This is a genomic window from Methylibium sp. (assembly GCF_035762065.1).
Lineage (GTDB): Bacteria > Pseudomonadota > Gammaproteobacteria > Burkholderiales > Burkholderiaceae_C > Methylibium.
Genome location: NZ_DASTPW010000027.1, coordinates 39,928 through 65,597, shown reverse-complemented (window position 1 = coordinate 65,597; position 25,670 = coordinate 39,928). Strand labels below are relative to the sequence as shown.

Here is a 25,670-nt window from a genome sequence, read left to right as displayed (position 1 = left end):
ATGCAGTTCCCAGGTTGAGCCCGGGGATTTCACATCTGTCTTGCAAAGCCGCCTGCGCACGCTTTACGCCCAGTAATTCCGATTAACGCTCGCACCCTACGTATTACCGCGGCTGCTGGCACGTAGTTAGCCGGTGCTTCTTCTGACAGTACCGTCATCCAGGCGAGGTATTCGCTCGCCCGATTTCTTTCCGTCTGAAAGAGCTTTACAACCCGAAGGCCTTCTTCACTCACGCGGCAGTGCTGGATCAGGGTTGCCCCCATTGTCCAAAATTCCCCACTGCTGCCTCCCGTAGGAGTCTGGGCCGTGTCTCAGTCCCAGTGTGGCTGGTCGTCCTCTCAGACCAGCTACGGATCGTTGCCTTGGTAGGCTTTTACCCCACCAACAAGCTAATCCGACATCGGCCGCTCCGTCAGCGCGAGGTCTTGCGATCCCCCGCTTTCACCCAAAGGTCGTATGCGGTATTAATCCGGCTTTCGCCGGGCTATCCCCCACTGTTGGGCACGTTCCGATGTATTACTCACCCGTTCGCCACTCGTCGCCAGGTTGCCCCGCGTTACCGTTCGACTTGCATGTGTAAGGCATGCCGCCAGCGTTCAATCTGAGCCAGGATCAAACTCTTCAGTTCGATCTTGAATGTTTGCTCAAAGAATTGAAGTGAACTTCACTTCAGTGAGCGTTAGGTCATAAGACCTTGGCTTTACAGCCATGGCACTTTATTCCGCACGCCCACGCTTATCGGCTGTTTGTTTTTAAAGATCATTCGCGGCGGTGTGTGCAGCGAAGAAGCGAGATTATGGGAGGTGCTAAAGACCTTGTCAACCGGTCGGGTTCGGCGACGCACTTCCTCGCCGGACCGGGCGGTCAAGTGAACACGTCCAAGTTACGGGAACGACGACTGTCAAGGCGCAGCACCTGCTGCTTGATGTTCGCGATCTGAGCCGGGTGCATCGAGAAGCTACGCAGCCCCATCGCAAGCAGCGGCGCGGTGAACACTGGGTCGCCTGCCATCTCCCCGCAGACACTGACTGGCTTGCCCCGGCGCACCGCGCTTGCAATGGTGCGGCTGACGAGTTCACGCACTGCCGGATGCTGCGGGTCGTACAAGTGCGCCACCGCTTCGTCGGCGCGATCGATCGCGAGCGTGTACTGGATCAAGTCGTTCGTTCCGATCGAGACGAAGTCGAAGTGATCGAGGAAGGTCTCGATCATCAACGCCGCCGCCGGGACTTCGATCATCGCCCCCAGACGCACCGCACCGAAGCTGCGGCCCGCTTCGGCGAGCTGCGCACGGGCACGTGCCAAGGCCTCGACGGTCGCGCGGATCTCGCTCAAATGCGCCAGCATCGGGATCAACACCCGTACCTCGCCATGGGCCGCGGCCCGCAGGATGGCGCGCAGCTGCTGACGAAACATGCTCGGCTCCGCCAAGCTCCAGCGGATCGCGCGCAAGCCCAGCGCCGGGTTCAGCGCGTGCTCGTGCCGCAGCTCCTGTACCGTCATGCGGTCAAGCGACTTATCCGCACCGATGTCCACGGTGCGGATCGTCACCGGCAGCCCGTTCATCGCCTCGACCACCGACCGGTAAGCCTCGTATTGCTCGTCCTCGCCAGGCAAGCCGTTGCTGCGATTCAGGAAGAGGAACTCGCTGCGAAAGAGACCGATGCCGACCGCGCCGGCCTCGATCGCCGCCGCCGCGTCCCCGGGCAGTTCGATGTTCGCGAGCAGCTCGACCGGCTCGCCGTCGAGCGTCACCGCCGGCGTGTAGCGCAGCCGCCCGAGCCGTTCGCGTTCGACTTCGCTGTGGCGCTGACGGAAGCGGTACTCCTCGAGGAGGATCGGCGACGGGTCGACGATCAGCACACCGCTGTCCGCATCGACGACCACCCAATCGTCCTGCTGCACCAGCCGGCTCGCCTCCCTCGCACCGACCACCGCCGGAATACCCAGGCTGCGGGCCACGATCGCGGTGTGAGAGGTTCGGCCGCCGACATCCGTGACGAAGCCGCGGAACACGCTGCGCTTGAACTGCAGCATGTCGGCGGGCGAGATGTCGTTGGCGATGAGGATCAAGGGCTCGTCGCCGAACCCGCCGACTGGTACGAAGGGGGCGGGCGGGGAGCCGTCGCTGCGCTCTGCGCCGCTGAGGCGCTTCAATGCGCTCAACAGCCGCTCGACGACCTGCTCGAGGTCGGCCTTCCGTTCGCGCAGATAGTCGTTCTCCATCTCGTCGAACTGGCGAGCGAGCACCTCGAGCTGCGCCGACACCGCCCACTCGGCGTTGTAGTGCCGCTCCCGGATCCACTGAGCGGTCGCGCCCGTGAGCGCCTCGTCGAACAGCAGCATCAGGTGCACGTCGAGCAGCGCGGACAGCTCCGAGGGCGCGTCGGCTGGCAAGCCCCGCTGAAGACCGCCCAGCTCGGCCGCCACCGCGTCGCGCGCGCTGCGCAAGCGCGCGATCTCGGGCTCGACCTGCCCTGCCTCGACGAAGTAGTGCGCCACGTCCACGCGGCTCGACGCGACGAGCACGGCCCGGCCGATCGCGATGCCTCGCGACACCGGCAGGCCGAAGAGCTGCAGGCTCATGGATCGATGCTAGCAGCGGCGTTTTGACGAGCGCGTGCATCGATGCAGCGTGTCACCCCCTCGTCACCTGGGCTACATCGGCGCGTCACGGCACCGTCTCAAAGTCGCCGGCAGTCCATTCGACACGAGGCCACGATGAGGGATCTGCCGCTGCCGACGCTCGCGCTCCAGGACATCGCCGCGCTCGATGCGCCCGGCCCACGGAGGTCACTTCGATGCCACGAACAAGCTGCCGCCGCACGTGCGCGCCTTGAGGTGGTTTGGGCACGCGATGAAGGCGAGGTTCGCGAGGCGCAGCGCCTGAGGTACGCCGTCTTCGCCGACGAGATGGGCGCGCGCCTCGCGCCGCCGGCCGGCACGCCGCCCGGACTCGACGTGGATGTGTTCGACCCGTTTTGCGAGCACCTGCTGGTTCGCCTGGCCGGCGACGACGGCGAGCCGGGCTCCGTCATCGGCACCTATCGGGTGCTGACGCCGGCGGCCGCGCGCCGCATCGGCGGGCTCTACAGCGAGACCGAGTTCGACCTGACCCGGCTGCGGCCGCTGCGCTCGCGCATGGTCGAGCTGGGCCGCTCCTGCGTGCACCCGGAGCACCGCTCGGGCGGCGCGATCCTCGCGCTGTGGGGCGCGCTGGCGGAATTCATGGTCCGCAACGAGCTCGACACCATGGTCGGCTGCGCCAGCATCAGCATGCGCGACGGCGGCCATGTGGCCGCAAGCTTGTGGCGCCAGTTGAGCGCGACGCACCTGGCGCCGATCGAATGGCGCGTCGAGCCGCGGCTGCCGCTGCCGATCGACGAGCTCGACCGCCACCTCGACGTGGAGCCCCCGCCGCTCATCAAGGGCTACCTGCGCTGCGGCGCGAAGGTGCTGGGCGCGCCGGCGTGGGACCCGGACTTCAACACCGCCGACCTGCCGATGCTGATGCGCATCGGCGACCTGCCGGCGAAGTACCGCCGCCACTTCCTGGGCGCGGCCGGCTGATCGCGACGGCTACTCGCCCTCGCCGAACTTGTCGTTGATCAGCGCGAGCAGCGCGTCCAGCGCCTCGGCGTCGCGCTCGCCGGTGCACTCGATCTCGACTTCGGTGCCCATGCCCGCGGCCAGCATCATCACGCCCATGATGCTTTTCGCGTTCACGCGGCGCGCGCCACGGCTCATGAAGATGTCGCAGGGGTAGCTGCCGGCCAGCTTGGTGAGCTTGGCCGAGGCACGCGCGTGCAACCCCAGCTTATTGCTGATCTTGACGTGAGCCGTAGGCATCGCCGGGTCGGGTTCCGATGAGCGGGTTCTGGTTCTGCGGGCGCGCCGCCGCGACGACGAGCACGCCCTGATTCGCGCCGGCCAGCGCGCGCGCTGCCAGCGTCTCCAGCGGCTCGTGCACGTAGTTCAGCGCGCGCCACAGCATCGGCACGTTGACGCCGGTGACCACCTTCACACGCAAGCCGTCGGCCAGCCGCTGCGCGACGTTGCTCGGCGTCGCGCCGAACACGTCGCAGAGGATCAGCGCCTCGTGGCGCGGATCGTAGGCCGCCGCGTCCGCGAGCAGGCGCCGCAGCTGCTGCTCGATCGCCTCGGGTGCGTCGTGCGGCTGCACATCCAGCGTCGCGAGCCGCGCCGCGGCCTCGGGGAAGGCATGCGCCGCCGCGGCCTTCAACGCCGAAGCCAGCGGCGCGTGCGCGACGACAACAAGTGCGGTCATGCGCTCATTCGAGCACGATTCGCGCGCGACGATCCTGCTCGGGCATGCACGAAGCCGGCTTTCAGCGCGCGAGGCGCAGCTGGCCGAAGAAGGCGTCGAGCGCGTCGGTGCCGGGCTCGGCGCCGATCACGGCCAGATGGAAGACGCGCGTGCCGCTCGCGAAGATCAGGCTGTGCTCGACGACCGCCTGCCCCTCCGCCCCGTGGCCGGCGATGCGCAGGCGGGTCGCGCGGCGCCCGGCGAGCTCGACGTCCGACACCGCCGACGGCGGCGCACCGAGGTTCTCGCTGCGCGCCTGCCGCAGCGCGGCCAGCGCCGGCTCGACGCGGGCCGGCTCGCCGACATCGGCACCGGTCAGGCCCCAGGTGCTGTCGGCCGCGCGGCAGCCGAGCATCTCCATCGACACCTTCGAGCCGGCCAGCTCGACTTCACGCATGCGGCGCTGCGGCTTGCACGGCAGCCAGGCGGTCAACACGCCGCCCTCGGTGCGCACTTCGCGCCAGTCGAGCGCCGGTGCGCAGGCGCCCAGCAGCGCCAGCGCCACGCATGCGATCCAGGCCTTGCCAACCCCTTGCATGGCGCGATTATCGAAAGGGGCGCGCGGCAGAATCGTTCGCATGGTCGTCTCCGAACCCGCCGCGCCGCACGCTGGCGAAACGCCCGTGCCGCGCTCGCTTGGAGGCCTTCGGGTGCTCGACCTTTCGCGCGTCCTCGCCGGCCCCTGGTGCACCCAGGTGCTCGGCGATCTGGGCGCCGACGTGGTCAAGGTCGAGCGCCCCGGCGCCGGCGACGACACCCGCGGCTGGGGGCCGCCCTTCCTGCGCGACCGCCTCGGCGCGGAGAGCGCCGAATCCGCCTACTTCCTCGGCGCCAACCGCAACAAGCGCTCGATCACGATCGACCTGGCACATCCGCAGGGCCACTCACTGGTGCGCCAACTCGCGCGCGAGGCCGACGTGCTGGTCGAGAACTTCAAGGTCGGCGATCTCGCCCGGCATGGCCTCGACTTCGCGAGCCTGCACGCACTGAATCCGCAGCTCGTCTACTGCTCGGTCACCGGCTACGGCCAGACCGGGCCCTACCGCGACCGCGCCGGCTACGACTACGCAGTGCAGGGCCTCGGCGGCCTGATGAGCGTCACCGGGCCCTCGCCCGACGAGATCGCCGACGGCAGCGGCGGCGCCGGCCCGCAGAAGGTCGGCGTCGCGGTGGCCGACCTGTTCACCGGGATGTACGCGACCGTCGGCATCCTCGCCGCGCTGCGCCACCGCGACCGCGACGGCTTTCGCCGCGGCCTGGGCCAGCACCTCGACATGGCGCTGCTCGACACCCAGGTCGCGATGCTCGCGAACCTCGGCGCGAACTACCTTGTCAGCGGCGAGGTGCCGGGCCGCGCCGGCAACGCTCACCGCAACATCGTTCCTTACCAGGTGTTCGAGGCGGCCGACGGGCCCTTCATCCTCGCGGTCGGCAACGACGGCCAGTTCGAGAAGCTCTGCGAAGTGCTCGGCGCGCCGGCGCTCGCGCGCGACGAGCGCTATGCGAAGAACGCCGGGCGCGTGCGCCACCGCGCGGCGCTGGTGCCGCGGCTGGCCGCGCTGCTGCGCGAGCGGCCGCGCGCCGGCTGGCTGGCGGCGCTCGAAGCCGCGGGCGTGCCCTGCGGGCCGATCAACGACCTTGCGCAGGTTTTCGACGATCCGCAAGTGCGCGCCCGCGGCATGGTCGAGACGCTCGAGCATCCGCTCGCCGATGCGCTGCGGCTGGTCGCCAGCCCTTTGAAGTTGTCGGCGACGCCGGCCGCGACGCGCCGCGCGCCGCCGCTGCTCGGCCAGCACGCCGCCGAGGTGCTGGCCGACTGGCTCGGCTGGAGCGAGGCCCAGGTCGCCGCCTGTCGCGCGGCGGGCGCGCTCGGTTCGTCGGCAAGGCAGGCATGAGCGACACGCCGCAAGAGCCGGGACACGATGCGCGCGAGACGCCCGAGCACTGGCGCGCGCTCGTCGCGCAGGTCGGCCGCGAGGTCGCCGAGCCGCTGTCGGCCGCGCTCGAACGGGTGGTGCAGCTCGCGACCACCGGCCGCATCGACCAGGCCAGCCTGCGCGAGCTGCGCGGCGAGATCGAATCGGCCCGGCGCATCGGCATCGTCGGCCAGCAGCTCGCGCGTTTCGGCGCACGCCGGCTGCGCCAGTCCGACGAGAAGCTCGACCTCGCCGCGACGCTGCAGAACGTGCTGACGCAGCGCTCGCGCGAGCTCGGCTCGCGCGGCATCGAGGTCAAGCACAGCAGCCGGCCGATCGAGGTGCTCGCCGATCCGGCGCTGCTGTTCAGCCTGCTCAACAGCCTGGTCGACTGGGCGGTCGAGCTGGGCGGCAAGCGGGTGACGCTGCGGGTCGATCGCGACCCGGTGACGCGCCACGGCCGCATCGCCTGCCACGTGCACGAAGCCGACGCGCGCCGCCCGGCCGTGCCCGAGGCGGCCGGTATGCAGCGGCCGGTGTCGCTGAACCGGCACCTGCTGCTCGAACTCGCGGGCAGCCTGGGGCTCGCCGTCGCGAGCGAGCACGAGGCCGGCCGCACCGCGCTGCTGCTGGGCTTTCCGAAGACCGCCGATCTCGACGCCCCGCCCGACGCCGCGCCACCCGAGCGCGACCCCGGCGACATCTCCAGCCTCAACTCCAAGCCGCTGGCCGGCAGCCACGTGCTGGTGCTGTCGGCGCGCCGCGCACTGCGGCTCGAGGTGCGCGAGTCGATCGCGCGCATGGGGCTGGTGCTCGACTTCGTCGGCTCGGTCGACGAGGCGATCAGCTTCTGCAACGAAACGATGCCGCACGCGCTGGTCTACGAAGGCGTGCTGCACGGCGCGAAGCTCGAGCAGTTCGCCAGGGAGCTGCGCGCGGAGCTGCCGGCGATCGGGCTGGTCGAGATCGTCGAGCAGGCCGACACGTGGTCGCCGCCGCTGACGGCTGCCGAGCCGCCGGCGCTCGAACGCGCCAAGGTCGGCCGCGAAAGCCTGTACCACCAGCTCCCGCCGGCGCTGGTCTTCGAACTCTCCCGGCAGCTCTGAGGTCGCCCGCCCCGGTTGCGGCTTCACCGCGCGCCTCCAGGGCCCGGCCGCCGGCATCAAGCCTCAAGACAAGGCGCCGAAGACCTTCTTCAGGATCGCGCTGCCGGTGCCGACCGGGTCGCGGCGGATCTTCTGTTCCTCCTCGCCGATCATCAGATAGAGGCCGTCGAGTGCCTTGCCGGTGACGTACTGCTGGACGTTCGCGTCTTCCTTCTTGACGAGGCCGAGCCCGGCGCCCTTGCTCGCGACCGCGTTGTACTTTTCGGCCAGCGCGACCCGCTCGGTGGCCTTGGTGACGATCGGCAGGAACCTGGTGGAAAGCGGCGAGCGCGTCTTCTCGGCGAAGAAGTCGGTGACCGAGGTGTCGCCACCGGCGAGGATCCTCTTCGCGTCGCCGACGCTCATCGACCTGACCGCGTTGCTCAGCAGCGGCTTGGCCTCGGGCACCGCCGATTCCGCGGCGCGGTTCATCGCCGTGACGAGTTCGTCGACCCGCTGCCCCTGCCCCAGCGTGCGCAGCAGCTTGGCCGCGCTCTCCAGCGCGCCGGGCAGCGGGATGCGCACCTTCGGGTTGCCGAGGAAACCGTCGGTCCGGCCGAGCAGGCCGACGGCCGCCGCCGCGCCGCGCTCGAGTGCGGCTTTCAGGCCGGCGCTGGCGTCGGCCTGGCTGAGATCGAGCGCGCGGGCCTGCGCGGCCAGCACCCATAGGCCGGCCCCGGCGCCGGCGCGCGCGCCGGCCGCGAGCACGGCACGTTTCGAAAACAGACGACGATCCATCGAGAGCCTCCACGGCGAGCGGTTGATCGGCGGCAGGCTACCGCGAACGGCGTGCCGGGCACTGCCGGCGGCCCCGTGCCGAGCCTTCGGCGGCCGCGCCCGCGCGACAACGCCGCGAACGGGCCTTGCCTAAACTTCGCTCCGGGCCGACCGGGCCCGGCACCGCAGGCCGGCGTCACAAGCGCTGCGCCCGTGGCACGACCCCACAAGGAGATCCGCTGCATGAACGCCCCATTGCCGGACGACGTCCGGCGCGCGCTGGAAACCGTCACCCTCGACGACAAGTACGCCCTCGAGACCGGGCGGGCCTTCATGAGCGGCGTCCAGGCCCTCGTGCGCCTGCCGATGTTGCAACGCCAGCGCGACGCGGCGCGCGGCTTGAACACCGCCGGCTTCGTCAGCGGCTACCGCGGCAGCCCGCTCGGCACTTACGACCAGGCGCTGTGGGCGGCGAAGAAGCATCTCGCGTCCAACAACATCGTCTTCCAGCCCGGCGTCAACGAGGAACTGGGCGCAACCGCCGTCTGGGGCACGCAGCAGCTTGACCTCTACCCCGAGCGCAACAAGTTCGACGGCGTCTTCGGCATCTGGTACGGCAAGGGCCCGGGCGTCGACCGCTGCTCGGACGTGTTCAAGCACGCCAACATGGCCGGCACCGCGAAGCACGGCGGCGTGATCGCGATCGCCGGCGACGACCACATCGCCAAGAGCAGCACCGCGGCGCACCAGAGCGACCACATCTTCAAGGCCTGCGGGCTGCCGGTGTTCTTTCCGGCCAGCGTGCAGGAGATCCTCGACCTCGGCCTGCACGCCTTCGCGATGAGCCGCTTCTCGGGCGTGTGGGCGGGCATGAAGACGATCCAGGAGATCGTCGAGTCGTCGGCGTCGATCCGCGTCGACCCCGACCGCGTGGACATCGTCCTGCCGCAGGACTTCCCGATGCCCGCCGGCGGCCTGCACATCCGCTGGCCCGACGCGCCGCTGGAGCAGGAAGCGCGGCTGATGAACCACAAGTGGTACGCGGCGCTCGCCTACGTGCGCGCGAACAAGCTGAACCACACCGTGATCGACAGCCCCGACGCGCGGCTCGGCCTGATCGCCTCGGGCAAAAGCTACAACGACACGCGCCAGGCGCTGCACGACCTCGGCCTCGACGACGCCGCCTGCAGCCGCGTCGGCATCCGGCTGCACAAGGTGGGCGTGGTGTGGCCGCTGGAGGCGACGATCACCCGCGAGTTCGCGACCGGGCTGCAGGAGATCCTGGTCATCGAGGAGAAGCGCCAGGTCATCGAATACCAGCTCAAGGAGGAGCTCTACGGCTGGCGGCCCGACGTGCGGCCCAACGTGCTCGGCAAGTTCGACGAGTCGGAGGGCGACCTTTCCGGCGGCGAATGGAGCCAGCCGAACCCGAGCGGCAACTGGCTCCTGCGCGCGCAGGCCGATCTGACGCCGGCCATCATCGCGAGGGCCATCGGCAAGCGGCTGTTGAAGCTCGGCGTGGACGCCGACACGCGCGCGCACGTCGAGGCGCGGCTCGCGCTGATCGACGCGAAGGAACGCTCGCTCGCGACGATCACCGTCGACACCGGCGAGCGCGCGCCCTGGTTCTGCTCGGGCTGCCCGCACAACACGAGCACGAAGGTCCCCGAGGGCTCGCGCGCGGTGGCCGGCATCGGCTGCCACTACATGGTGGTGTGGATGGACCGCAGCACCAGCACCTTCACGCAGATGGGCGGCGAAGGCGTGCCCTGGGTCGGGCAGGCGCCGTTCACGACCGAGCAGCACATCTTCGCGAACCTCGGCGACGGCACCTACTTCCACAGCGGGCTGCTGGCCATCCGGCAGTCGATCGCGGCCGGCGTGAACATCACCTACAAGATCCTCTACAACGACGCGGTCGCGATGACCGGCGGCCAGCAGGTCGGCGAAAGGCCCGAGGGCCACTCGGTGCTGCAGATCATGAAGAGCCTCACCGCCGAGGGCGTGAGGAAGCTCGTGATCGTGAGCGACGAGCCCGAGAAATACAAGGGCGTCGCGCTCGAAACCGGCGTGACCGTCCACCACCGCGACGAGATGGACGCGCTGCAGCGCGAGCTGCGCGAGATCTCCGGCACCACCGCGCTCATCTACGACCAGACCTGCGCGACCGAGAAGCGCCGCCGCCGCAAGCGCGGCACGATGGCGCAGGGCGACAAGACGGTCGTGATCAACGAACTGGTCTGCGAAGGCTGCGGCGATTGCTCGGTGCAGAGCAACTGCCTGTCGGTCGAGCCGGTCGAGACCGAATTCGGCCGCAAGCGGCGCATCAACCAGAGCTCCTGCAACAAGGATTACTCCTGCGTGAAGGGCTTCTGCCCGAGCTTCGTCACGGTGACGGGCGGCACGCTGAAGAAACCGAAGAAGGAGAAGGCGCGCGATCCCTTCGCGCTGCCGCCGCTGCCCGAGCCGGTCCTGCCGCTCGCCCATCCGTCACAGGAGCGGGCCTGGGGCATCCTGGTCGCCGGCGTCGGCGGCACCGGCGTCATCACGATCGGCCAGCTGCTCGGCATGGCCGCGCACCTCGAAGGCAAGGGCATCGTCACGCAGGACGCCGGCGGCCTGGCGCAAAAGGGCGGCGCCACCTGGAGCCACATCCAGATCGCGAACCGGCCGGAGGCCATCTTTTGCACCAAGGTCGGCACGGCCGAGGCCGACCTCGTGATCGCCTGCGATGCGATCGTCGGCGCGAAGCAGGAGACGCTCGCCGTGATGCGCGAGGGCCGCACGCAGGTCGCGCTCAACACCCACGGCACGCCGACCGCCGCCTTCGTGAAGAACCCCGACTGGCAGTTCAAGGGCGGCAACTGCGAGGCGGTGATCGAGAGCGCCACCGGGCCGGGCCGCGTCGGCAAGTTCGACGCCGACCGGCTCGCCACCGCGCTGCTCGGCGACGCGATCTACACCAACCCGCTGATGCTCGGCTACGCCTGGCAGCGCGGCTGGGTGCCGCTTTCGAAGGCATCGCTGCTTCGCGCGATGGAGCTCAACGGCGTGCAGGTCGACAACAACAAGGCGGCCTTCGAGTGGGGCCGGCGCGCGGCGCACGACCCGGCCGCGATCGAGGCGCTGACCGCCACGGCCCAGGTGATCCGCTTCGCGAAGAAGCCCGCGCTCGCGGAGCTGGTCGCCAGGCGCGTCGAGTTCCTGAGCGCCTACCAGAACGCCGCCTACGCGCAGCGCTACGAGAGCTTCGTCGCGAAGGTGCGCGAGGCTGAAGCGCCGCTCGGCACGACGCGGCTCGCCGAGGCCGTCGCACGCTACCTGTTCAAGCTGATGGCCTACAAGGACGAGTACGAGGTCGCGCGCCTGCATGCCGACACCGGCTTCGCCGAGCGGCTGTGCGAGCAGTTCGACGGCGACGTGAAGCTGCACTACCACCTCGCGCCGCCGGGACTCGCGAGGAAGAACGAGCGCGGCGAGCCGGTCAAGCGCGAGTTCGGGCCGTGGATGCTCGGCGCCTTCGGCCTCCTCGCGAAGCTGCGCGGCCTGCGCGGCACGGCCTTCGATCCCTTCGGCCGCAGCGCCGAGCGCCGCGAGGAGCGCGCGCTGATCGACGAATACCGCGCGGCGATCGACGAGCTGCTGCCCAAGCTTGACGCGAGCCGGCTGGGGCTGGCGGTCGAGATCGCGAGCCTGCCGGAGGAGATCCGCGGCTACGGCCACGTGAAGGCCCGTCACTTGGCGGCGGCCCGGCCGAAGTGGGCGGCGCTGCGTGCGCGCTGGCGCGAACCGGCGGGCGCCGTGGCTTGAAGGCGGGGCCGCGCCGGCTCGCTCAGAACTCGAACAGCGACAGGCCCACGCCCAGGCTCGTCTGGCGGAAGTTGTAGTCGAGCAGCGTCTCGCCGTAGCCGCTGAACAGCTGCAGGTACCAGCGCAGCGCGCGCGGGTCGTCGGCGTTCACCGGGTAGCTCCAGTCGAGCTGCCACGAGCCGCGCTTGAAGTCCTTGAAGTTCGTGCGCCACTGCAGCGCCGCGGTGCCGTGGCCGCGGGTCCAGCCGAGCTGGAGCTCATGGCGGCCGCGGAAGCCGACGAGGTCGGGGTTGTCGTCGCTCGTCGGGTCTTCGCGAAAGCGCCGGTTGACGCGCCACTGCACCGACCAGTCGCCGCGCTCGAAGCCGGTGGCGAGGTAGAGCCGGTTCCAGCTGCGCGACAGCGGATCGGGCTGGCCGTTCGACTGGTGCGCGAGGCCGAGCGTGGCCATGCGCCAGCGCCAGTCGAAGGGCAGCAGCGTGCCGATCGATACCGGCACTGGCACGACATACATCGCCTCGGGCTCGTAGTCGGTCGAGCGGAAGGGCTTCGAGCCCTCGGAGTTGTAGAACTGCCAGAGCGACTGCTGGGTGTAGCCGAACCAGAGGTCGGCACCGGGCAGCCCGACGTCCTCGGCGACCTTGGTGCGCAACGAGAGCTGGAACTTGGCCTCGGTGTTCTGGTAGTCCTCGCCGAGCACGGTGACGCCGCGCGTGGGGCTCGACGGCGCCTGGTTCAGCCGCGACGTCCTGTGCACCGGCAGCACGAAGTTGGGCCGGTAGCCGGTGAAGTTGAAGATGCCGCGCTTGTCGGCCGCATCGAGCTCCCAGAACTTCGACAGGAAGCTGGGCCTCGCCGTGGCCGGCGCGGCGAGGCCGGTGCCGCTGGGTCCGTCGGCCGCCGGCAGCGCGACCACGTCGGGCGTGCGACCGGCAGCCGTCGGCGCGGCGGCGGGCGCGGGCCGGCCGGCGAGACGGTCGTAGCAGGCCAGGCGCAAGCCGTCGTCGCTGGTGGCGGCGCAGCTGGCGAGCGTGTCCGGCGGCGCGGAGATTGCGTCGGCCGGCGGCGCAGCGAGCGTCGCGGCGCTCGCGACCCACGGGGCGAGCAGCACACCGCACAGCAGTGGCGCGGCCGAGGAGCGAGCGTCGAAGCGACGTCGCGGGCGGGCGCGGCGGCGGCCAGGGAGTCGGGCGAGGTGCTGCAATTTCATCGCCCGATTTTGAAGAGTCGCGACAAACGCCGTGAATGCGAGGCCGCGCCGAACTCTTTAGAGTCCGGGCCTTCCAAGGCCCGACCTCCCCCGATGAACGCCTCGACCCCGTCCCGCTACAGCGGCACCGCGATCGCGCTGCACTGGCTGCTCGCGCTGATGATCCTGGGCAGCCTCGGCCTCGGCTACTACATGACCGGCCTGCCGTTCTCGCCCGAGCGGCTCAAGTTCTACAACTGGCACAAGTGGGCCGGCATCACGATCCTGGTGCTGTCGCTCGCGCGGCTCGCATGGCGGCTCACGCACCGCCCGCCGGCGCTGCCGGCCGCGGTCGAACGCTCGATGCCGGGCTGGCAGACGCGCGCCTACCACGCGACGCACTGGGCGATGTACGCGCTGTTTTTCGCGGTGCCGCTGGCCGGCTGGGCCTACAGCTCGATGGCGGGCTTCCCGATCGTGTGGTTCGGCGTGCTGCCGCTGCCCGACTTCGTGCCGGTGGACAAGGAGTTCGCGAAGGTCTTCAAGCCGGTGCATGCGGTCCTCGCGTACACCTTGCTCGCGCTGATCGTGCTGCACGTGGCGGCCGCGTTGAAGCATCACCTCGTCGATCGCGATGGCCTGCTCGTGCGCATGCGCCCGGGCCGGGTCTCGGCCTGAAGCTCGGCCGGCACCGCGCCGCCACCCTGGAGAACTGCGCATGAAGATGAATCGGGCCGGGTCGTTCGTCGCCGCCTTCTGCCTCGCGGCATCGCTCGCTCAGGCGCAGACGCCGGCTGCTCGCTCGACCCCCGCCGCGAAGCTGGTGCCCGAGCAAAGCGAGATCGGCTTCGTCAGCAGGCAGATGGGCGTGCCGGTCGAGGGCAGGTTCCGCAAGTTCGCGGCGAACGTCGTGTTCGACCCGAAGAAGCCCGAGGCCAGCTCCATCACCATCAACATCGACACCTCCAGCGCGACCATCGGCGACAAGGACACCGACGCCGAGATGCCGAAGGCGCCCTGGTTCGCGGTCGCGAAGTTCCCGACCGCGACCTTCGAGTCCAGCGCGATCAAGCCGGCCGGCGCCGGCAAGTTCGAGGTCGCCGGCAAGCTGTCGATCAAGGGCGTGTCGCAGAACATCGTCGTGCCGGTGGCACTGGCGCAGACGGGCACCACCAGCACGGCGACCGGCAGCTTCGCAATCAAGCGCAACGATTTCAAGATCGGCGAAGGCGAATGGGCCGACACCTCGATGGTCGCCAACGAGGTGCAGGTCAAGTTCAAGCTGACGCTGACGGGCATCGCCCCGCTGTGATGGCGCCTGCGTGGCGCCCGCGTTTTTTAACCCGCTCGGTCGCCGAGCTTCTTCCACGACAAGGTAACCCTCGATGAAATCAGCTTCGCTCGTCCTTGCCGCGCTTCTCGCCAGCGGCGCCGCCTCGGCGCAGACCGCCACCTACGCGATCGATCCCTCGCACACCTTCGTGACCTGGGAAGCGCTGCACTTCGGCACCTCGACCGCGCGCGGGCGCTTCGACAAGAAGGAAGGCACGGTGCAGTTCGACCGCGCCGGCAAGACCGGCAAGGTGGAGCTGACCATCGACACCGCCTCCGTCAGCACCGGCGTCGCGCCGTTCGACGCGCACTTGAAGAGCAAGGACTTCTTCAACGTGGCCGAGGCGCCGAGCGCCAAGTTCGTCAGCGACAAGTTCAGCTTCAGCGGCGACAAGGTCGCCGAGGTCAGCGGCACGCTGACCCTGCTCGGCAAGACCGGCCCGGTCACGCTGAAGGCGAGCAATTTCAATTGCTACAACAACCCGCGCCTGCAGCGCGAAGTCTGCGGCGGCGACTTCGAAACCACCATCCAGCGCAGCCAATGGGGCATGAGCTACGGCCTGCCGGGCATCCCCGACAACATCAAGCTGCTGGTTCAGGTCGAAGCGATCAAGCAATGACGCAACGGCGAGGCCGGCTCGCGCGGGCGACGCTCGCGGCGCTGCTCGGCCTCGCGGCCTTCGGCGCGCGGGCCGAGCCCGCGCGCTACACGCTGGATCCGGCGCACAGCTGGGTGCAGTTCGAGATCGTACATTTCGCGACTTCGACGATGCGCGGGCGCATCGGTCCGGTCGAGGGCACGGCGAGCCTGGACCGCGAGGCCCGGCGCGGCGAGCTCGGCGTGACGATCCCGGTGGGGAGCGTCAGCACCGGCTTCCCGCTGTTCGACACCCACCTGCGCGGCGCCGACCTGCTCGACGTCGCGACCCACCCGACCGCCTGGTTCGTCGCGCGCCAGTTCGCCTTCGAAGGCGACGCGCTGCGCTCGGTGCGCGGCGAGTTCACCTTCCGCGGCGTCAGCAGCGGCCTGACGCTCACGGCGCGGCGCTTCGGCTGCTACCTGCACCCGCGCCTGCAGCGCGAAGTCTGCGGCGGGGACTTCGAAGGCGAGCTCCAGCGCAGCGACTTCGGCCTGAGCTACGGGCTGCCGTTCGTCGCCGACAGGGTCGTGCTGAAGCTGCAGGTCGAAGCGATCCGTCAGGACTGAGCCGCCTCGGCGCGCGAGCGGTCGAGCAGGCTCGCGAGCCCGAGCAGCGCGTCCGTCCACGGCGTCGGCACGCCGACCCGCGCGCCGATCTCGCTGACCGCGCCAACCAGCGCGTCGAGCTCCAGCCGCCGGCCGGCCTGCAGGTCCTGCAGCATCGAGGTGCGGAAGGCGCCGAGCTGCTTCGTCACCTCGAGCCGCGCCTCGCCGCTCTGCGCGATCGGGCAGCCGATGCGCTCGCCGATCGCTGCGGCCTCGGCCATCGCGGCCAGGCTCAGGCGGCGCAGGCGAGGGTCGGCGACGATGCGGTCGGCGCTCGCCTGCGTCAGCGCCGAGATCGGATTGGTCGTCATGTTTCCCCACAGCTTGAACCAGATGGCGGTGCGCACGTCGTCGCTCGCCTCGGCTTCGAGCCCGGCCGCGCGCAGCAAGGTCACCACCTGCTCGACACGCTGGCTCGCACCGCCGCGCGGCTCGCCGACGATCAGGCGCCGGCCGAAGCCGTGCCGCACCCGGCCCGGCGCGTCGAGGCTGGCGCTCAGGTGCACGACCGCGCCGAGCACACGGTCGAGCGGCAGCGCGCGCGCGATGCGACCGCCGGGATCGACGCTCGCCAGCGGCGCTTCGTCGGGCGCGCCGGCCCGCGCGCTCAGCAGCCACCACGGCACGCCGTTCATCGCCGTCAGCACCACGGTGCGCACACCGAGCAGCGGCTGCAGGTCGAGCGCGGCTGCGGCCAACGCCTGCGCCTTCACTGCGACGATCACCAGCTCCTGTTCGCCGAGCGCGCGCGCGTCGTCGCTCGCCTCGAGCGCGACCTGCCGCTGCACGCCGGCTTCGTCGAGCCGCAGCCCGTCGCGGCGCAGCGCCGCGAGGGTCGCGCCGCGGCACAGCGCGACCACCGGTTGCCCGGCCGAACTCAGTTTCGCGGCCAGATAGCCGCCGACGGCTCCGAGCCCGACGATGCCGATGCGCATGGCTGCACTCCTCGCGCCGCGACGGCGGCACGGCTGGCGATGCTAGAAGCCGGCCGCCGCGGGTTAACCCGCGCAGGGCCTAGGCTCGTTTCCCTACAAAGCTCACGTTGCACAGGGGTCTTCCCGCCCGCGCCTTCTGCAAAAATAGAACGGTCGTTCGCTTCCGCGGACCGCGTTCCCTGCAAAGGACCTCTGCCGTGTCAGCCCGTGCCTCCACCGTCACCGCCGTCCCGTTCGACGCCACCGCGCCGGCGCGCCGGGGCGGCCAGGCCAAGGGCCAGCAGACCCGCGCCGCGATCCTCGAAGCCGCGCTCGGGCTGGCCTCGCAGATCGGCCTCGAAGGGCTTTCGATCGGCGCGCTGGCCGAGGTCACGCGCATGAGCAAGTCCGGCGTCTTCGCGCACTTCGGCTCGCGCGAGGAGCTGCAGATCTCGGTGATCCGCGAATACCACGCGCGCTTCGAGGACGAGGTTTTCTTCCCCGCGATGCGCGAGGCACGCGGCCTGCCGCGGCTGGCCGACATGTTCGAGCGCTGGCTCAAGCGGGTGTCGGTCGAGATCGACGCCGGCTGCATCTACATCAGCGGCGCGGTCGAGTTCGACGACCGGCCCGGACCGGTGCGCGATGCGCTCGTCGAGATGGTGCAGACCTGGCGCAACGCGCTTGAGCGCGCGATCGGCCTGGCGATCGAAGCCGGCCACCTGCGCGCCGAGACCGACCGCACGCAGATGCTGTTCGAGATCCACGGCCTCATCCTGGCGTTGCACCATGACGCGCGCTTCCTGCGCCATGCCGGCGCGATCGACTGCGCGCGGCGCGGTTTCGAGCGCGTGGTCGAGCAGCACCGGGCGCCGCGTGCCTGAGCCTTCCTTCTTTTCGTCTCACCCCACGGAGTCCGCATGCCGACCTACACCCCGCCGATCCGCGACATGCAGTTCGTGCTGCACGAGCTGCTGAACGCCACCGACGAGCTCAAGCAGATGCCCGCGCATGCCGAGGTCGATGCCGACACGATCAACGCGGTGCTCGAAGAGGGCGGCAAGTTCAACGCCGAGGTGCTGTTCCCGCTGAACCTTTCCGGCGATGCCGAGGGCTGCACGCTCGACAAGGCGACCCACAGCGTCACCACGCCCAGGGGCTTCAAGGAGGCGTATGCGAAGTACGTCGAAGGCGGCTGGCCGGCGCTGAGCTGCGACCCGGCCTACGGCGGCCAGGGCCTGCCGGTGGTGATCAACCAGTGCATGTTCGAGATGCTCAACAGCGCGAACCAGGCCTGGACCATGTACACCGGCCTGTCGCACGGCGCCTACGAATGCCTGAAGGCGCACGGCACGCCCGAGCAGCAGCAGATGTACCTGCCGAAGATCGTCAGCGGCACATGGACCGGCACCATGTGCCTGACCGAGCCGCACTGCGGCACCGACCTCGGCCTCCTGCGCACCAAGGCCGAGCCGCAGGCCGACGGCAGCTACAGGCTCACCGGCCAGAAGATCTTCATCAGCGCCGGCGAGCACGACTTCACCGAGAACATCGTCCACCTCGTGCTCGCGCGGCTGCCCGATGCGCCGGCGGGGTCGAAGGGCATCTCGCTGTTCGTCGTGCCGAAGTTCGTCGTCAAGGCCGACGGCACGCTGGGCAAGCGCAACCCGATCGTCTGCACCGGCCTCGAGCACAAGATGGGCATCCACGGGAACGCGACCGCGCAGCTGAGCCTCGACGGCGCGGTGGGCACCCTCGTCGGCCAGCCGCACAAGGGTCTGGCGGCGATGTTCGTGATGATGAACGCGGCGCGGCTGGGCGTCGGCAACCAGTCGCTTGGGCTGACCGAGGTGGCCTACCAGAACGCGGTCGCCTATGCGAAGGACCGCATCCAGATGCGCGCGCTCTCGGGCCCGAAGGCGCCCGACAAGCCGGCCGATCCGATCATCGTCCACCCCGACGTGCGCAAGATGCTGCTCACCGCGCGCGCCTACGCCGAAGGCGGCCGCGCGCTGGCGATCTACACCGCGCTGCTGATCGACCGCGAGCTGAGCCACGCCGACGAGGACGTGCGCAAGGCCGCGGCCGACGAGGTGGCGCTGCTCACGCCGATCATCAAGGCCTTCCTCACCGACAACGGCTGGCTCGCGACCAGCGCCTGCATGCAGGTCTACGGCGGCCACGGCTACATCCACGAGTGGGGCATGGAGCAGTACGTGCGCGACGCGCGCATCAACATGATCTACGAGGGCACGAACACCATCCAGAGCCTGGACCTGCTCGGCCGCAAGGTGCTGGGCGACAACGGCGCGAAGCTGAAGAAGTTCGGCAAGCGCATCGCCGAATTCGTCGAGGAGGAAGGCACGAACGAGGCGATGCAGGAGTTCGTCAACCCGCTCGCCGAGCTCGGCGACAAGGTGACCAAGCTGACCACCGAGCTCGGCATGAAGGCCTTCGGCAATGCCGACGAGGTGGGTGCCGCGGCGGTCGACTACCTGCGCATCGTCGGCCACCTGTGCTTCGCCTACCTCTTCGCGCGCATGGCGAAGATCGCGCTCGAAAAGCAGGACAGCGGCGATCCGTTCTACAAGGCCAAGCTCGCGACCGCCCGCTTCTACTTCGCGAAGCTGCTGCCCGAGACGGCCGGCCTGATCCGCAGCTGCCGCGCCGGCCTTGCGCCGCTGATGGCGATGGACGAAGCACTGTTCTGAAGGAGCCGCCGCATGAAGACCTTCACCGCCGCCGCGCTGCTCGCGCTGGCCTCGTTCGCCGCGCAGGCGCAATCCACGCCGGTCGGCCTGTGGAAGACGATCGACGACGAGACCAAGGCCGAGAAGTCGCTGGTGCGCATCAGCGAGTCGGGCGGCATCTTCAGCGGCCGCATCGAGAAGCTGCTCGATCCGGCCCGGGCCGGCGCGAAGTGCGACCAGTGCGAAGGCGAGCGCAAGGACATGCCGATCGCCGGGCTGCTGATCATCAAGAACGTCAAGAAGACCGAAGGCAAGGACAACCAGTGGGACGGCGGCGAGATCCTCGACCCGAACAACGGCAAGACCTACAAGCTGCGCCTGACCACCGCGGACGACGGCAGGAAGCTCGAGGTGCGCGGCTACGTCGGCGCGCCGCTGCTCGGCCGCACGCAGACCTGGATCCGCGTCGAGTGACGCGGATCGACGAACAAGGAGTGCATCGATGAGTCGTTTTCAAGTTCGCAAGGTGGCCGTGCTGGGCGCCGGCGTGATGGGCGCGCAGATCGCGGCCCACCTCGTCAACGTTCGCGTGCCGGTCGTGCTGTTCGACCTCGCTGCGAAGGAGGGCCCGAAGAGCGGCATCGCGCTGAAGGCCATCGACAACCTCAAGAAGCTCAAGCCCGCCCCGCTGGGCGTGGCCGAGGACGCAGCGCTGATCGTGCCTGCGAACTACGAAGAGCACCTCGACCTGCTGAAGGACTGCGACCTGGTGATCGAGGCGATCGCCGAGCGCATGGACTGGAAGCTGGATCTGTACAAGAAGATCGCGCCTTTCGTTTCGCCGAGCGCGATCGTCGCGAGCAACACCTCGGGGCTGTCGATCACGAAGTTGAGCGAGGCGCTGCCGCCGTCGATCCAGCCGCGCTTCTGCGGCATCCACTTCTTCAATCCGCCGCGCTACATGGTGCTGGTCGAGCTGATCGACACGCCCACCACCGAGGCGGCGGTGCTCGATCAACTGGAGAGCTTCGTCACCACCTTCCTCGGCAAGAGCGTGGTGCGCGCGAAGGACACGCCGAACTTCATCGCCAACCGCGTCGGCATCGCCGGCATGCTGGCGACGATGAAGGAGGCCGAGACCTTCGGCCTCGGCTACGACGTCGTCGACGACCTCACCGGCAAGAAGCTCGGCCGCGCCAGCAGCGGCACCTTCCGCACCGCGGACGTGGTCGGCCTCGACACGATGGCGCACGTCATCAAGACGCTGCAGGACAACCTCGCCGACGACCCGTTCTTCCCGAGCTACGCGACGCCGCCGGTGCTCGAGGGGCTGATCCAGGCCGGCGCGCTCGGCCAGAAGACGGGCGCCGGCTTCTTCAAGAAGGTCGGCAAGGACATCCTTCGGCTCGACCCGGCCAAGAAGGACTACGTACCCGCCGGCGCCAAGGCCGACGAGATCGTCGCCCGCATCCTCAAGAAGCCGCCGGCCGAGCGGCTCAAGCTGCTACGCGAATCGAGCAATCCGCAGGCGCAGTTCCTCTGGGCGATCCTGCGCGACGGCTTCCACTACGCCGCGGTGCACCTGGAAGCGATCGCCGAGACCGCTCGCGACGTCGACTTCGCGATGCGCTGGGGCTTCGGCGTGCAGCAAGGGCCCTTCGAGCTGTGGCAGGCCGCCGGCTGGCAGCAGGTGGCCGAGTGGGTCAAGGCCGACATCGACGCCGGCAAGGCGCTTTCGAAGGCGCCGCTGCCCGAGTGGGTGTTCGACGGCCGCACCGGCGTCCACACGGCCGAAGGCTCGTGGTCGCCGGCCAAGAAGAGCTACGTGCCGCGCAGCGGACTCGAGGTCTACAGACGGCAGCTCTTCCCCGAGACGGTGTTCGGCGCCGCGCAGCTCGAGCCGCTGAAGGCCGGCACCGAGCTGTTCAAGAACGAAGAGGTCCGCGTCTGGACGCTCGACGGCGAGGTCGTGATCGCGTCGATCACCGCGAAGCTGCACCTGATCAGCCCGACGGTGACCGAAGGCCTGCTCAAGGCCGTCGAGATCGCCGAGGACAAGTACAAGGGCCTGGTGATCTGGTCGCCCGACGACGTCTTCTCGGCCGGCGCGAACCTCGAAGCGCTGATGCCGGTGTTCATGACAAGCGGCGCCAAGGGCATCGCGCCGGAAGAGAAGAAGCTGCAGGACGCGATGCTGCGCATCCGCTATGCAGGCGTGCCGGTGGTCAGCGCGATCCGCGGCATGGCGCTCGGCGGCGGCTGCGAGCTCGCGATCTACAGCGCGCGCCGCGTCGCCGCGATGGAGAGCTACATCGGCCTCGTCGAGGTGGGCGTCGGGCTGATCCCCGGTGCGGGCGGCCTGACCTACATCGCGCGTCGTGCGGCCGAGATGGCCGGCGCCGGCAACGCGAATGCCGACATCCTGAAGTTCGCGACCGAGGGCTTCACCAGCGCGGCGATGGCGAAGGTGGGCACCAGCGCGATCGAAAGCCGCAAGCTCGGCTACCTGATCGACGGCGACGTGATCGTGGCGCACAAGGACGAGCTGCTGCACGTCGCCACCCAGCAGGCCAGGGCGATGTTCGAGTCGGGCTGGCGGCCGCCGCTCAAGCGCCCTTTCCCGGTGGCCGGCCGCAGCGGCATCGCAACCATCAAGGGCCAGCTCGCGAACATGCGCGACGGCGGCTTCATCAGCGCGCACGACTTCCACATCTCCGCGCTGATCGCCGAAGTGATCTGCGGCGGCGAAGTCGATGCCGGCTCGCTGGTCAGCGAGGAGTACCTGATGGCGATCGAGCGCAAGCACTTCTGCGCGCTGCTCGAACACCCGAAGTCGCAGGAGCGAATCATGGGGATGCTGCAGACCGGCAAGCCCGTGCGGAACTGATCGGAGCGATGACATGAGCAAGCAAGTTCAAGACGCCTACATCGTCGCCGCCACCCGCACGCCCATCGGCAAGAGCGGCCGCGGCTATTTCAAGAACACCCGCCCCGACGACCTGCTGGTCGCCGCGATCCAGAGCGCGCTGAGGCAGACGCCCGGGCTCGATCCGAAGTCGATCGAGGACGCGATCGTCGGCTGCTCCTTCCCCGAGGGCGAGCAGGGCATGAACATGGCGCGCGCCGCGGTCGTGCTCGCGGGCCTGCCGCATTCGGTCGGCGGGGTCACGGTGAATCGCTTCTGCGCGTCGGGCCTCTCCGCGGTGCAGATGGCCGCGGACCGCATCCGCGTCGGCGAGGCCGACGTGATGATCGCGGCCGGCGCGGAGTCGATGAGCATGGTGCCGATGGGCGGCAACAAGCCCTCGTTCAACCCGGCCGTGTTCGCGCGCGACGAGAACGTCGGCATCGCCTACGGCATGGGCCTGACGGCCGAGAAGGTCGCCGCGCAATGGAAGGTGAGCCGCGAGGCGCAGGACGCCTTCGCGCTCGAGTCGCATCGGCGCGCGATCGCGGCGATCGACTCGGGCGAGTTCGACCAGGAGATCACGCCGATCGAGGTGATCGACCGCTTCCCCGATCTCGCGACCGGCGAAGTCGGCACGCGCACCCGCACCGTCAGCGTCGACGAAGGCCCGCGGCGCGACACCTCGCTCGAAGGGCTCGCGAAGCTCAAGCCGGTGTTCGCGGCCAAGGGTTCGGTCACCGCGGGCAACAGCTCGCAGACGAGCGACGGCGCCGGCGCGCTGATCCTCGTCTCCGAGCGCGCGCTCAAGCAGTTCGACCTGAAGCCGCTGGCGCGCTTCGTCAGCTTCGCGATTAAGGGCGTGCCGCCGGAGATCATGGGCATCGGCCCGATCGAGGCGATCCCGGCCGCGCTGAAGCTCGCCGGCCTGACGCTCGACCAGATGGACTGGATCGAACTCAACGAGGCCTTCGCCGCGCAGGCGCTCGCGGTGATCGACACCGTCGGCCTCGACCGCAGCAAGGTCAACCCCCTCGGCGGCGCGATCGCACGCGGCCACCCGCTCGGCGCGACCGGCGCGATCCGCTCGGCCACCGTGATCCATGCGCTGCAACGCAAGCAGCTGAAGTACGGCATGGTGACGATGTGTGTCGGCATGGGCCAGGGCGCGGCGGGGATCTTCGAGCGGGTCTGAGCCGGCCGCCTGCCTTCGCGAAGCGTCGCATGCAGCCCATCCGCATCGACATCGAGGGCGCGGCGGCCGTGTCGGCCACCTGGTTCGAGGCGCAGGTCCCGGCCGAGGGCTCGCGCATCGGGCGGGAGCGGGCGGTGGTCGTCGTCGCGCCGGCGCTCTCGACGCCGCAGGCCTTCTACGCCGGCTTCTGCCGCTGGCTCGCCGCGCAGGGGCACGACGTGCTGAGCTTCGACTACCGCGGCATCGAGTCCGGCAGTGCCGCGCAGGCGCGCGCCAGCGGCATCGACATGGAAACCTGGCTGCGCGTGGACGTCTCCGTCGCGATCGACGAGGCGCGCCGGCGCGCCGGCGGAAGGCCGCTGCTGTACGTCGGCCACAGCCTGGGCGGCATGGCGCTGGGGGCGACGCCCGGCGCCGCGCGCGTCGATCGCGCGATCACGATCGCCAGCGGCAGCGGCTATCCCGGCCTGAACCCGCGCAGCGGCCGGCAGCTGTGGCTGCTCGGGCGCGTCGCGATGCCCCTCTACACGCGGCTGTTCGGCTACTTCCCGGGCGCGCCGATCCGCAAGGTGGGCAACCTGCCGCGCGGCGTGGCGCTGCAGTGGTCGGGCTGGCTGCGGCGGCGCGGCTACTGGTTCGACGATCCGGCCTACGACATGCGCGAGCGCTTCGCCTCGGTGCGCTGCCCGCTGCTGGCGCTGAGCTTCTCCGACGACAAGGCGATCCAGCAGCCGGCGGTCGATGACCTGCATGCGCGCTACGTCGCCACCACGGTGCGGCGCGTGCATCTCGCGCCGGCCCAGGCCGGCCTCGCGAGGATCGGCCACATGGGCTTCTTCCGGCGTGACGCGGCGGCACTGTGGCCGGCCGCGCTGCGCTGGCTCGAGGCGGGTGAATGGCGGCTCGAAACGCCGGCCGCCGCCACGCCATGAGCACGCCGTCCGCCAAGCCTGCGCTGCCGGCGCGCCGGCACGTCCTGCGCGCGACGCTCGCGCTCGCCGGCCCGCTGGCGCTCGCCGCCTGCGCCCCGGCCCGCGTCGAAGGCTTCGGCACCTGGGCGGAGGCGCGCAACGCGGTCGCAGCGCTCGCCCGGCCGGGCGCGCGCTGGCAAAGCGGCGGCGCGTGGAACCTGAGCGCCTCGCTGCAGCATCTGGCGCAGAGCATCGAGGGCTCGCTGGCCGGTTATCCGCGGATGAAGCCGGCGTGGTTCGTCGCGACGCTCGGCGCCGCGGCGCATGCGCTGTTCGATGCGCGCGGCGCGATGGCGCATCCGCTCGACGAGCCGATCCCCGGCGCGCCCGCGCTCGACGCCTCGCTGCCCGCCGACGCCGCCGTGCTGCGGCTGCTGCGCGCGATGGACGCCTTCGAGGCCCACACCGGCACGCTCGCGCCGCACTTCGCCTACGGCGCGCTCGACAAGCCCGCCTACCAGCGCGCGCACCAGATGCACCTCGCCGCGCACTGGACGCAGTTCGCCGAGACCCGCCACGCTTGATCACCAGGAGCACCGCATGAGCATCAGGACCGCCACGCTGAACGGCATCGCGACGATCGAGATCGCGCGGCCCGAGAAGAAGAACGCGATCACGGTCGCGATGTACCAGGCGATGTGCGACGCGCTGCTCGACGCGCAGCTCGACCCGAAGGTGCGCGCGGTGCTGATCACCGGGCAGCCGGGCATCTTCACCTCGGGCAACGACCTCGAGGACTTCATGCAGCGCCCGGCGCAGAACACCGAGTCGCCGGTGTTCAAGTTCATGCAGGCGCTGCTGCAATGCGACCGGCCGGTCGTCGCCGCGGTCACCGGCGCGGCCATCGGCATCGGCACCACGATGCTGCTGCACTGCGACCTCGTCTACGTCGCCGACGACGCGCGGCTCGCGATGCCCTTCACCAGCCTGGGGCTGGTCGCCGAGTTCGCCTCCAGCCTGGTCGTGCCGCAACTGATGGGCCGGCACAAGGCCGCCGAGAAGCTGCTGCTCGGCGACCCGATGAGCGGCGCCGAGGCGGTCGAGCTCGGCCTCGCGAACGCGGTGCTGCCGGCCAGCGAGGTGGTGGCGCACGCGCGCCGCATGGCCGAGCGCTTCAACACGCTGCCGCCGGCCGCGGTGCGCGAGACCAAGCGCCTGATGAGCCGGCCGGCACGCGAGGCCCTGACCGCGCAGATCGCCGCCGAGGCCGAGGTCTTCGGCAAGGCGCTGCGCGGCGACGAAGCGCGCGAGGCCTTCGCCGCGTTCTTCGAAAAGCGCAAGCCGGACTTCACCAAGTTCTGAGGCGCCGCACG

General features: G+C 69.9%; 23 protein-coding genes and 1 rRNA gene. 16 read left to right on the top strand and 8 right to left on the bottom strand.

Features of this window, described 5'->3' with window-relative positions; all coding sequences use genetic code 11:
* A 16S ribosomal RNA gene (locus VFR90_RS07845) occupies nucleotides 1-628 on the bottom strand; the annotation flags it as partial.
* 236 nt (nucleotides 629-864) lie between these two features.
* Entirely contained in the window at nucleotides 865-2,586 is a 1,722-nt protein-coding gene (ptsP, locus tag VFR90_RS07840) for a phosphoenolpyruvate--protein phosphotransferase (RefSeq protein WP_326405551.1), read from the bottom strand.
* A gap of 135 nt (nucleotides 2,587-2,721) precedes the next feature.
* On the opposite strand from ptsP, the gene VFR90_RS07835 reads away from it, so the two are divergent.
* On the top strand, nucleotides 2,722-3,570 hold the full coding sequence (locus tag VFR90_RS07835) for a GNAT family N-acetyltransferase (protein ID WP_326405550.1): 849 nt from the start codon (nucleotides 2,722-2,724) through the stop codon (nucleotides 3,568-3,570).
* A gap of 9 nt (nucleotides 3,571-3,579) precedes the next feature.
* Here the strand turns inward: VFR90_RS07835 and VFR90_RS07830 are convergent, their stop codons facing one another.
* The 3 genes from VFR90_RS07830 to VFR90_RS07820 all read right to left on the bottom strand — a co-directional run bounded on the left by VFR90_RS07830 (nucleotide 3,580) and on the right by VFR90_RS07820 (nucleotide 4,865).
* Complete coding sequence (locus VFR90_RS07830) at nucleotides 3,580-3,849, bottom strand: HPr family phosphocarrier protein (RefSeq protein WP_326405549.1); 270 nt, start codon at nucleotides 3,847-3,849, stop codon at nucleotides 3,580-3,582.
* Entirely contained in the window at nucleotides 3,818-4,288 is a 471-nt protein-coding gene (locus VFR90_RS07825) for a PTS sugar transporter subunit IIA (protein ID WP_326405548.1), read from the bottom strand. Before VFR90_RS07825 ends, VFR90_RS07830 begins: the two co-directional genes overlap by 32 nt.
* 61 nt (nucleotides 4,289-4,349) lie before the next feature.
* The gene (locus VFR90_RS07820) at nucleotides 4,350-4,865 is read right to left on the bottom strand and encodes a hypothetical protein (protein ID WP_326405547.1); all 516 of its coding nucleotides are present in this window, start codon (nucleotides 4,863-4,865) and stop codon (nucleotides 4,350-4,352) included.
* 40 nt (nucleotides 4,866-4,905) lie between these two features.
* On the opposite strand from VFR90_RS07820, the gene VFR90_RS07815 reads away from it, so the two are divergent.
* Together VFR90_RS07815 and VFR90_RS07810 are read left to right on the top strand one after the other, a co-directional pair.
* Nucleotides 4,906-6,222 carry a CaiB/BaiF CoA transferase family protein gene (locus VFR90_RS07815; RefSeq protein ID WP_326405546.1) on the top strand — a complete coding sequence of 439 codons (1,317 nt, stop codon included), beginning with the start codon at nucleotides 4,906-4,908 and terminating at the stop codon, nucleotides 6,220-6,222.
* Nucleotides 6,219-7,349 (top strand): histidine kinase, encoded by a 1,131-nt coding sequence (locus VFR90_RS07810; RefSeq protein ID WP_326405545.1) that lies wholly within the window; start codon nucleotides 6,219-6,221, stop codon nucleotides 7,347-7,349. Before VFR90_RS07815 ends, VFR90_RS07810 begins: the two co-directional genes overlap by 4 nt.
* A gap of 63 nt (nucleotides 7,350-7,412) precedes the next feature.
* Here VFR90_RS07810 and VFR90_RS07805 read toward each other — a convergent pair whose 3' ends face one another.
* Nucleotides 7,413-8,126, bottom strand: coding sequence for a DUF4197 domain-containing protein (locus VFR90_RS07805; protein ID WP_326405544.1), 714 nt, complete (start codon nucleotides 8,124-8,126; stop codon nucleotides 7,413-7,415).
* Between the two features lie 222 nt (nucleotides 8,127-8,348).
* Here VFR90_RS07805 and VFR90_RS07800 point away from each other — a divergent pair, with 222 nt between their 5' ends.
* On the top strand, nucleotides 8,349-11,915 hold the full coding sequence (locus VFR90_RS07800; RefSeq protein ID WP_326405543.1) for an indolepyruvate ferredoxin oxidoreductase family protein: 3,567 nt from the start codon (nucleotides 8,349-8,351) through the stop codon (nucleotides 11,913-11,915).
* Nucleotides 11,916-11,937: 22 nt separating this feature from the next.
* Here the strand turns inward: VFR90_RS07800 and VFR90_RS07795 are convergent, their stop codons facing one another.
* Nucleotides 11,938-13,026 (bottom strand): phospholipase A, encoded by a 1,089-nt coding sequence (locus VFR90_RS07795; protein ID WP_326405542.1) that lies wholly within the window; start codon nucleotides 13,024-13,026, stop codon nucleotides 11,938-11,940.
* Nucleotides 13,027-13,218: 192 nt separating this feature from the next.
* On the opposite strand from VFR90_RS07795, the gene VFR90_RS07790 reads away from it, so the two are divergent.
* The 4 genes from VFR90_RS07790 (at nucleotide 13,219) to VFR90_RS07775 (ending at nucleotide 15,643) form a co-directional block, all read left to right on the top strand.
* Complete coding sequence (locus tag VFR90_RS07790) at nucleotides 13,219-13,782, top strand: cytochrome b (RefSeq protein ID WP_326405541.1); 564 nt, start codon at nucleotides 13,219-13,221, stop codon at nucleotides 13,780-13,782.
* Between the two features lie 46 nt (nucleotides 13,783-13,828).
* Nucleotides 13,829-14,416 (top strand): YceI family protein, encoded by a 588-nt coding sequence (locus tag VFR90_RS07785; RefSeq protein ID WP_326405553.1) that lies wholly within the window; start codon nucleotides 13,829-13,831, stop codon nucleotides 14,414-14,416.
* Between the two features lie 73 nt (nucleotides 14,417-14,489).
* Nucleotides 14,490-15,056, top strand: coding sequence for a YceI family protein (locus VFR90_RS07780; protein ID WP_326405540.1), 567 nt, complete (start codon nucleotides 14,490-14,492; stop codon nucleotides 15,054-15,056).
* Nucleotides 15,053-15,643, top strand: a complete 591-nt coding sequence (locus tag VFR90_RS07775) for a YceI family protein (RefSeq protein ID WP_326405539.1) — start codon at nucleotides 15,053-15,055, stop codon at nucleotides 15,641-15,643. Before VFR90_RS07780 ends, VFR90_RS07775 begins: the two co-directional genes overlap by 4 nt.
* Here VFR90_RS07775 and VFR90_RS07770 read toward each other — a convergent pair.
* Nucleotides 15,634-16,617 carry a 2-dehydropantoate 2-reductase gene (locus tag VFR90_RS07770; protein WP_326405538.1) on the bottom strand — a complete coding sequence of 328 codons (984 nt, stop codon included), beginning with the start codon at nucleotides 16,615-16,617 and terminating at the stop codon, nucleotides 15,634-15,636. The genes VFR90_RS07775 and VFR90_RS07770 overlap by 10 nt on opposite strands.
* A gap of 197 nt (nucleotides 16,618-16,814) precedes the next feature.
* On the opposite strand from VFR90_RS07770, the gene VFR90_RS07765 reads away from it, so the two are divergent.
* Genes VFR90_RS07765 through VFR90_RS07730 form a run of 8 tightly spaced genes read left to right on the top strand, consistent with a single transcriptional unit; the run spans nucleotide 16,815 to nucleotide 25,659 of the window.
* A complete protein-coding gene (locus VFR90_RS07765) occupies nucleotides 16,815-17,480 on the top strand; it encodes a TetR/AcrR family transcriptional regulator (RefSeq protein WP_326405537.1) in 666 nt (221 codons plus the stop codon).
* A 36-nt stretch (nucleotides 17,481-17,516) separates the two neighbouring features.
* Complete coding sequence (locus VFR90_RS07760; protein ID WP_326405536.1) at nucleotides 17,517-19,307, top strand: acyl-CoA dehydrogenase C-terminal domain-containing protein; 1,791 nt, start codon at nucleotides 17,517-17,519, stop codon at nucleotides 19,305-19,307.
* Nucleotides 19,308-19,319: 12 nt separating this feature from the next.
* Nucleotides 19,320-19,760, top strand: coding sequence for a DUF2147 domain-containing protein (locus VFR90_RS07755; RefSeq protein WP_326405535.1), 441 nt, complete (start codon nucleotides 19,320-19,322; stop codon nucleotides 19,758-19,760).
* Nucleotides 19,761-19,788: 28 nt separating this feature from the next.
* Entirely contained in the window at nucleotides 19,789-22,173 is a 2,385-nt protein-coding gene (locus tag VFR90_RS07750) for a 3-hydroxyacyl-CoA dehydrogenase/enoyl-CoA hydratase family protein (RefSeq protein WP_326405534.1), read from the top strand.
* Nucleotides 22,174-22,186: 13 nt separating this feature from the next.
* Entirely contained in the window at nucleotides 22,187-23,386 is a 1,200-nt protein-coding gene (locus VFR90_RS07745; RefSeq protein ID WP_326405533.1) for an acetyl-CoA C-acyltransferase, read from the top strand.
* A gap of 29 nt (nucleotides 23,387-23,415) precedes the next feature.
* A complete protein-coding gene (locus VFR90_RS07740) occupies nucleotides 23,416-24,318 on the top strand; it encodes an alpha/beta hydrolase family protein (protein ID WP_326405532.1) in 903 nt (300 codons plus the stop codon).
* Complete coding sequence (locus VFR90_RS07735; protein WP_326405531.1) at nucleotides 24,315-24,881, top strand: DUF1569 domain-containing protein; 567 nt, start codon at nucleotides 24,315-24,317, stop codon at nucleotides 24,879-24,881. The genes VFR90_RS07740 and VFR90_RS07735 overlap by 4 nt, the downstream gene beginning before the upstream one ends.
* A 16-nt stretch (nucleotides 24,882-24,897) precedes the next feature.
* On the top strand, nucleotides 24,898-25,659 hold the full coding sequence (locus VFR90_RS07730; RefSeq protein ID WP_326405530.1) for an enoyl-CoA hydratase: 762 nt from the start codon (nucleotides 24,898-24,900) through the stop codon (nucleotides 25,657-25,659).
* The last annotated feature ends 11 nt before the right edge of the window (nucleotides 25,660-25,670 follow it).

Coding starts and splice junctions, on each gene's coding strand:
- ptsP (WP_326405551.1), bottom strand. CDS start 2,586: ATGAGCCTGCAGCTCTTCGGCCTGCCGGTGTCGCGAGGCATCGCGATC.
- VFR90_RS07835 (WP_326405550.1), top strand. CDS start 2,722: ATGAGGGATCTGCCGCTGCCGACGCTCGCGCTCCAGGACATCGCCGCG.
- VFR90_RS07830 (WP_326405549.1), bottom strand. CDS start 3,849: ATGCCTACGGCTCACGTCAAGATCAGCAATAAGCTGGGGTTGCACGCG.
- VFR90_RS07825 (WP_326405548.1), bottom strand. CDS start 4,288: ATGACCGCACTTGTTGTCGTCGCGCACGCGCCGCTGGCTTCGGCGTTG.
- VFR90_RS07820 (WP_326405547.1), bottom strand. CDS start 4,865: ATGCAAGGGGTTGGCAAGGCCTGGATCGCATGCGTGGCGCTGGCGCTG.
- VFR90_RS07815 (WP_326405546.1), top strand. CDS start 4,906: ATGGTCGTCTCCGAACCCGCCGCGCCGCACGCTGGCGAAACGCCCGTG.
- VFR90_RS07810 (WP_326405545.1), top strand. CDS start 6,219: ATGAGCGACACGCCGCAAGAGCCGGGACACGATGCGCGCGAGACGCCC.
- VFR90_RS07805 (WP_326405544.1), bottom strand. CDS start 8,126: ATGGATCGTCGTCTGTTTTCGAAACGTGCCGTGCTCGCGGCCGGCGCG.
- VFR90_RS07800 (WP_326405543.1), top strand. CDS start 8,349: ATGAACGCCCCATTGCCGGACGACGTCCGGCGCGCGCTGGAAACCGTC.
- VFR90_RS07790 (WP_326405541.1), top strand. CDS start 13,219: ATGAACGCCTCGACCCCGTCCCGCTACAGCGGCACCGCGATCGCGCTG.
- VFR90_RS07785 (WP_326405553.1), top strand. CDS start 13,829: ATGAATCGGGCCGGGTCGTTCGTCGCCGCCTTCTGCCTCGCGGCATCG.
- VFR90_RS07780 (WP_326405540.1), top strand. CDS start 14,490: ATGAAATCAGCTTCGCTCGTCCTTGCCGCGCTTCTCGCCAGCGGCGCC.
- VFR90_RS07775 (WP_326405539.1), top strand. CDS start 15,053: ATGACGCAACGGCGAGGCCGGCTCGCGCGGGCGACGCTCGCGGCGCTG.
- VFR90_RS07770 (WP_326405538.1), bottom strand. CDS start 16,617: ATGCGCATCGGCATCGTCGGGCTCGGAGCCGTCGGCGGCTATCTGGCC.
- VFR90_RS07760 (WP_326405536.1), top strand. CDS start 17,517: ATGCCGACCTACACCCCGCCGATCCGCGACATGCAGTTCGTGCTGCAC.
- VFR90_RS07755 (WP_326405535.1), top strand. CDS start 19,320: ATGAAGACCTTCACCGCCGCCGCGCTGCTCGCGCTGGCCTCGTTCGCC.
- VFR90_RS07750 (WP_326405534.1), top strand. CDS start 19,789: ATGAGTCGTTTTCAAGTTCGCAAGGTGGCCGTGCTGGGCGCCGGCGTG.
- VFR90_RS07745 (WP_326405533.1), top strand. CDS start 22,187: ATGAGCAAGCAAGTTCAAGACGCCTACATCGTCGCCGCCACCCGCACG.
- VFR90_RS07740 (WP_326405532.1), top strand. CDS start 23,416: ATGCAGCCCATCCGCATCGACATCGAGGGCGCGGCGGCCGTGTCGGCC.
- VFR90_RS07735 (WP_326405531.1), top strand. CDS start 24,315: ATGAGCACGCCGTCCGCCAAGCCTGCGCTGCCGGCGCGCCGGCACGTC.
- VFR90_RS07730 (WP_326405530.1), top strand. CDS start 24,898: ATGAGCATCAGGACCGCCACGCTGAACGGCATCGCGACGATCGAGATC.